Source organism: Kineococcus glutinatus (assembly GCF_039542765.1).
Lineage (GTDB): Bacteria > Actinomycetota > Actinomycetes > Actinomycetales > Kineococcaceae > Kineococcus_A > Kineococcus_A glutinatus.
Window position 1 is genome coordinate 1 of the sequence record NZ_BAABIL010000513.1, and the last position, 5,911, is coordinate 5,911.

The window sequence follows — 5,911 nt, forward strand, 5'->3', positions numbered from 1 at the left end:
TGCTGGCGCTGGCCGCCCCGGTGACGCTGGCGCTGCGCACCCTGCCGCCGGCGCCGCGGCGGCTGCTGCTGCGGGTGCTGCACAGCCGCTGGGCCCGGCTGGTGACCGCGCCGGCCGTGGTGCTCGTCCTCGACCTGGGCGGGATGGCCCTGCACTACCTCACCCCGCTGCACGCCGCCACCACCGCCCACCCCGTGCTCGGCGCCGTCGTCACCGCGCACGTCGCGGCGGCGGGCTACCTGCTGGCGGCCGTCCTCGTCGAGGCCGACCCGCTGCCGCGCCGGCTGCGGCTGCGCACCCGGCTGCTGGTGCTGCTGCTGGCGGCCGCCGGGCACGGCCTGCTCGCCAAGGTGATGTACGCGGCGCTGCTGCCCGCCGGGGCCGGCAGCGCCGCCGAGCTGCGGTCGGGCGCGGTGCTCATGTACTACGGCGGCGATGTCGCCGAGCTCGTCCTCGCGGTGGCCGTCCTGGGTTCCTGGTACGCCCGCGCGGGGCGCCGGTGGCGGGCCGGGCAGCGCCGGGCCGCGGCGCGGCAGGACCTCAGAGCCAGCCGCGGCGGCGCAGCCCCGCGTGCAGCAGCGCGCACGTCACCACGATGACGGCCAGCACCACGAAGTAGCCGTAGCGGGTGTGCAGCTCCGGCACGTCATCGAAATTCACGAAGTTCAGCTGTGGACGCCCGCGACGGCCGTCGGCACCAGCGCGATCGCCGCCCAGGCGGAGATCCTGCGCATGTCCTCGTTCTGCCGCACCGCCGTGCGGTTCTGCTGGACCCCCACCTGGGCCAGGTGGGCCTGCAGCACGCCGGTCAGCAGCGTGTCGTAGCCCTCCACGGCCTCCACGACGCGCAGCAGGTCCTCCTGCACGTCGTCGCGGTCGCCCGGCCGCTGCGCCCCCGGCGGCTCGGCCCACAGCCGCTGCGCCGGGCCGACGAGCGGCAGGGCGGCCCGCTTGAACTCCAGCACCTCGCGCTTGAGCTTGTAGATGCGCTCGGCGTGCTGCTCGGCGGCGCCGCCGTCGCCGCCGAACACCTGCTCCTCGATCTCGTCGACGTCGAGGGCGATCGCGTCGACCACCTCGGCGTACCCGCTGACGGCCAGCTGCACGATGCGCCGCAGCACGAGCTCGGGGCCCGCGGCGGCGTCCCCGGGCCGCTCGTCGAGCCCGGCGCGCACCGCCGCGACGATGCCGGACTCCCCGTGCCGCACGGTGATGGCGAAGTGCTCGCCGACGAACACGTCGACCTCGCTGACGTCGACGACCTCCTCGTGGTCGACGTAGCGGACGGGCTTCACCACGCCGAACGTCGTGCCCGGGTAGCTCTGCAGCTTCGGTCGCTGGTGCGCGCGCAGCGCGTCGTCGACCGCGGCGGCGGGCAACCCGAACGGGGCGGCGAGCTCGGCGACGTCGGCGGCGGTGGGGCCGTGCAGCCCGAGCCAGACGAAGCCGCCGCGCCGGCGGGCGGTGGTGAGGGCGTCGGCCAGGTGCGCCACCTGCTCGGCGCGGCCGTCGACGTAGAGCCGGGCCCCCACCACGGGGAGCCTGGCGTCGAACAGCCCGAGCGCACGCACGTCCAGCGGGCGGGGGCCGGCCGGCGCGGTGGACCGCTCCGCGCCGACCGCCGGCCGGGGCGGCGCTGGTGCGCGCGGCTCCACGGGCCCGGTGAGGGCGGTGAGGGCGGCCCGGGCGCGCGCCAGGCCTGCGGCGACGCGCGCGGACGCGCTGCGCTGGGTCACGGCTGATCCTCCGGGCGGCACGGGTGGGGCCCGCTGCCCCGCTCCGGCTGGAGGGTACGTCCCGCGCCGCCGTGACCCGCGCGGGAGCGTTCTCGGGGGGCGGGCGCCCGGGCCCCCGTGGGAACCTGGAGGGGTGCCGCTCCAGTGCCCGCCGCAGCCCAGCGAGGTCCGCCTGCCGGGCCGGACGGCCTCGGTCGGCCCCGCCCGGCGCTTCGTCGCCGGGGCTCTGCGCCGGCTCGACCTCGACCGGGTGGTCGACGACGCGGAGCTGGCCGTCACCGAGCTCGTCACGAACGTCGTCATCCACGCCCGCACGGACATGGTCGTGCGGGTGGTGCCCGCCGACGGCGGGGCGCGCGTGGAGATCCACGACGGTTCGCCGGTGATGCCCACCCCCGGCCTGGCGCGCAGCACCGCCGCCAGCGGTCGCGGTCTCCTCCTCGTGGAGGTGCTCGCGCAGCGCTGGGGTGCCGAGCCCGTGCCCGGTGGGGGCAAGAGGGTGTGGTTCGAGATCGTCGCGGCGGCCCCCGCGGACCTCGTGGAGCCCACCGCCGAGGACCTGCTGGAGATGTGGGCGGCCTTCGAGGAGGCCGCGGCGGCGGCCGCCCCCGCCGGGCCCTCCCCGCAGCGGCGCGTCGTGGTGCTGCCGGACGTGCCCGTGGCCGGGCTGCTGGAGTCGCGGGCGGTCAGCGACGACCTGGTCCGCGACCTGCAGGTGCTGCTGCTCAGCCTGGAGGGCGGGGAGCCGCCCGCGGAGCTGGCCGAGCAGCTCCGCCTCGCGCGCCGGCTCGACGCCGAGGCGCGCGCCGCCGACGCCGTGCGCGGCCAGCTGCGCCACCAGGGCCTGCAGGCGGTCTCGCGCGGGGCGGACGTCGTCGAGCTGCAGCTGGTGCTGGGCGCGGACGACGCCGACGCGGCGCTGGAGCTCGACGCGGCGCTGGAGGAGGCCCGCCGGATGCACCACGCCGGGTTGCTGCCGAGCGCGGAGGGCATCGACGAGCACGCGGCGCTGCGGCACTGGTTCCTCACCGAGATCGCCGCGCAGCTGCGGTAGGGCGGTGCCGCCGCCGCGGGCGGCGGGCGTCGTGGCAGGCTCCGGCCCGTGGGGATCGAGGAGGTGCTGGCGGCCTCGCGCGCGGGGGTGCGCCGGCTGACGCCGCAGGAGACCGTGCAGGCCGTGGCCCGCGGCGCCCTGCTGGTGGACACCCGCACCGCGCAGCAGCGGGCCGAGCAGGGGGAGCTGCCCGGTGCGATCGTCATCGACCGCACCGTGCTGGAGTGGCGGCTGGACCCCACGAGCCCCTGGCGCATCCCGGAGGCCGCCGGCGCCGACGTCGAGGTGGTCTGCGTCTGCCGGCAGGGCTACAGCTCCAGCCCGGCGGCGGCGTCGCTGCGGGCCGTCGGGCTGCGCCGCGCCACCGACCTCGCCGCCGGCGTGGAGGCGTGGCTCGCGGCGGGGCTGCCGGTGGACGCGGGCCCCGCGGACGTGCGCCGCTGACGCCCCGACCCCGCCCCGACCCCGCCCGCGCGGAGAGGACCGTTCTCGGGACGGCGACGGCGCGCGGACGGCGCCGTGAGCGCGTCTCCTCGAGCGGACCGCGACCACCGTCGGGGCGTGGACGGGAGGTGTACGCGCCTGCGACGGTGGTGGGTGTGCCGCTCAGTGCCGTTGAGGTGGCGGTCCGGGCCCTCGGGGTCCACGCGCCGCACCTGCGGCAGGAGGACGTGACCCTGCTCGGGTCGGGTGTGGACAACACGGCCTTCCGCTGCGGTGACGTCGTCGTCCGGGTGGCCAGCGGGCGCAGCACCCGGCAGGAGGCACAGCTGCTCGCCGTGCTGGGGAGCCGGGTGTCCATCCCGGTTCCCGCTCCGCTCTTCACCGACGAGGGGCTCGGCGTGCTGGCTTACCCGCTGCTGCCCGGGCGAGCCCTGCTGGGCCGTACGCCCCCGGCCGGTGCGGCCAGGCAGCTGGGCGCCTTCCTCACCGAGCTGCACTCCGTCGACGCGTCGATGCTCGCCTCGCTCGTCGAGGAGGAGCCCGCCGATCCGCGCGAGTGGCTCGAGGACCTGACCGGACCCGAGCAGCTCCTCGCCCGGGTCCGCGCGAGCGTGCCGGCGCCGGGGGATCGGCACGTGCTGGCCCACGCCGACCTGGGGGCCGAGCACCTGCTGGAGGACGGCGGCGCCCTGACCGGTGTCCTGGACTGGTCCGATGCCGCCATCACCGATCCAGCCGTGGACTTCGCCCGGCTGTACCGCGACTTCGGGCCCCGCTTCCTGCGCGAGGTCCTCGACGCCTACGGGCTGCAGCCACCGGATGCCGCTGCGATGGCCCGCATCGAGTTCTTCGCGCGCTGCGCGGCTCTGGAGGACCTCGCCTTCGCCCGCGCGAGCGGACGCCGCGAGTACGCCGCCGCCGTGGGCACGAGCACGGGGTGGCTCTTCCCCGGGGCCCGGCTCGACTGACGTCGCCGACCGGCGCGCGACACCGGCCGCCTCGGAGACCACCCGGCCCCCGGGCCGGCTGCCCGTGGCCGGCACTGCACCTCGACCCGTGACGCTGCGCAGCTCCACGGCAACCCGCTCATCGACGTGAGCGTGCGGCCGCTGTCCGCCCGCGCGGAAAGGACCCTTTCCGCGCGGGCGGGGGCCCCTCCTACCGCGGAAAGGGTCCTTTCCGCGCGGGTGGGAGGGGGCTCGGGGACGGGCTCAGGAGGCGGTGGGCCCGTTCCAGTCGACGAGCTGGACGATGACGCCGTTGGGGTCGCGGACCTGGAAGGCGCGCTCGCCCCACTCCTCGGCCGTCAGCGGCATCGTGATCGTCACGCCCTCGTCCTGCAGGCGGGCGAGCTCGCCCTCGAGGTCGTCGACGACGAAGGCGAGGATGACGCCGCTGGCGTGGTCGTCGCGCTGGTCGGCGGGCAGCGTGGCCAGGCCGCGGCGCATGAAGGCGACCCTGGCCCCGGCGTCCTCGCGCTCCAGGGACGCGAAGCCGTCGGCGGACACGTGCTCGGTGAAGCCGAAGTGCTCGGTGAGGAAGGCGCTGGAGGCGACCGGGTCCTCGACGGTCAACGCGACCCCGGTGTCGGTGATCTTCATGTCACTCCTCTCAGTACGCTGTACGGCGTACAACGTACTGAGTGCAACGCGTGGCGCGGCAGGATGTTCCCGTGAGCCCCGACCGCAGCAGCGCCGGCGACCCCGCCCGCACCGTGGCGCTGCTCTGGCGCGACCCCGCCGCCGTGCCCCGCCGCGGCCCCCGCCGCGCCCTCGACCTCGACGCCGTCGTCGCCGCGGCCGTCGCGCTCGCCGACGCCGAGGGGCTGGAGGCGGTGACGATGCGCCGCGTCGCCGACCGCCTCGGCGTCGCGCCCATGTCGCTCTACACGTACGTGCCCGGCAAGGGGGAGCTGCTCGACCTCATGCTCGACGCCGTCCGCGCCGCGATGCCGCGCGCGGACACCGCGGGCCTGCCGTGGCAGGAGCGGGTCGCGGCCGTCGCGGCGGAGAACCTCGCCCTCTACGCCGACCACCCCTGGGCGGCCACCGTCTCCACCCTGCGCCCCCCGCTGGGACCCGGGGCGATCGCCAGGTACGAGCACGAGCTCGCCGCCTTCGACGGCTGCGGGCTCGGCGACGTGGAGGTCGACGACTGCCTCACCGCCCTGCTGACGTTCGTCCGGGCCTGCGCCCGCGACGCCGCCGCGGCCGCCGAGGCGGTGCGCGACAGCGGCGTGGACGACGCGGGCTGGTGGGCCGCCGCCGGGCCCGTCCTCGCCCGGCACCTGGATCCCGGGGCGTTCCCCCGCGCCACCCGCATCGGGGCGGCGGCCGGGGCCGCGCACGGCAGCGCCCACGACCCGGTGCACGCCCACCGCTTCGGCCTGGCGAGGCTGCTGGACGGTTTCGCGGCCCTCGTCGAGGCGCGCGGCCGGTCCTGACCCGACCGTTCCCCCGCCCCTCGCGGCGCCCGTCTCCGGATCCGGGCGCCGCGAACCTCCCCCGGGGGCGCGCGAACCCGGGGACGGGCGCGCCGGGGTGGGGTGGGGGGCGCGCGAATCCGGGGACGGGCGCGCCGGGGTGGGTCCCGCCCCTAGCCTGCCGCCCGTGGCAGCGCCCCGGAACGAGCCCCGGAACGAGCCCCGGAACGAGCCCCGGAACGAGCCCCGGAACGA

General features: G+C 77.4%; 7 protein-coding genes. 5 read left to right on the forward strand and 2 right to left on the reverse strand.

All coding sequences use genetic code 11. From position 1 onward, the window contains the following. On the forward strand, positions 1–599 hold a 599-nt coding region (locus tag ABEB16_RS17275), incomplete at its 5' end, for a cytochrome c oxidase assembly protein (protein ID WP_345713461.1). Between the two features lie 66 nt (positions 600–665). Here the strand turns inward: ABEB16_RS17275 and ABEB16_RS17280 are convergent. After that, entirely contained in the window at positions 666–1,736 is a 1,071-nt protein-coding gene (locus ABEB16_RS17280; RefSeq protein ID WP_345713462.1) for a CorA family divalent cation transporter, read from the reverse strand. Between the two features lie 133 nt (positions 1,737–1,869). Here ABEB16_RS17280 and ABEB16_RS17285 point away from each other — a divergent pair, with 133 nt between their 5' ends. From ABEB16_RS17285 to ABEB16_RS17295, 3 genes are all read left to right on the forward strand, one after another. Further along, entirely contained in the window at positions 1,870–2,790 is a 921-nt protein-coding gene (locus tag ABEB16_RS17285; RefSeq protein WP_345713463.1) for an ATP-binding protein, read from the forward strand. Between the two features lie 48 nt (positions 2,791–2,838). Continuing rightward, entirely contained in the window at positions 2,839–3,234 is a 396-nt protein-coding gene (locus ABEB16_RS17290) for a rhodanese-like domain-containing protein (protein WP_345713464.1), read from the forward strand. A gap of 155 nt (positions 3,235–3,389) precedes the next feature. After that, a complete protein-coding gene (locus tag ABEB16_RS17295; protein WP_345713465.1) occupies positions 3,390–4,202 on the forward strand; it encodes a phosphotransferase in 813 nt (270 codons plus the stop codon). A gap of 243 nt (positions 4,203–4,445) precedes the next feature. Here ABEB16_RS17295 and ABEB16_RS17300 read toward each other — a convergent pair whose 3' ends face one another. Beyond that, on the reverse strand, positions 4,446–4,835 hold the full coding sequence (locus ABEB16_RS17300) for a VOC family protein (protein ID WP_345713466.1): 390 nt from the start codon (positions 4,833–4,835) through the stop codon (positions 4,446–4,448). Positions 4,836–4,906: 71 nt separating this feature from the next. On the opposite strand from ABEB16_RS17300, the gene ABEB16_RS17305 reads away from it, so the two are divergent. Then, positions 4,907–5,677, forward strand: a complete 771-nt coding sequence (locus ABEB16_RS17305) for a TetR/AcrR family transcriptional regulator (RefSeq protein ID WP_345713467.1) — start codon at positions 4,907–4,909, stop codon at positions 5,675–5,677. Positions 5,678–5,911: the final 234 nt, after the last annotated feature.

What these genes read in the sequence shown, in the direction of transcription:
- ABEB16_RS17300 (WP_345713466.1), bottom strand. Translation starts at nt 4,835, where the DNA reads ATGAAGATCACCGACACCGGGGTCGCGTTGACCGTCGAGGACCCGGTC.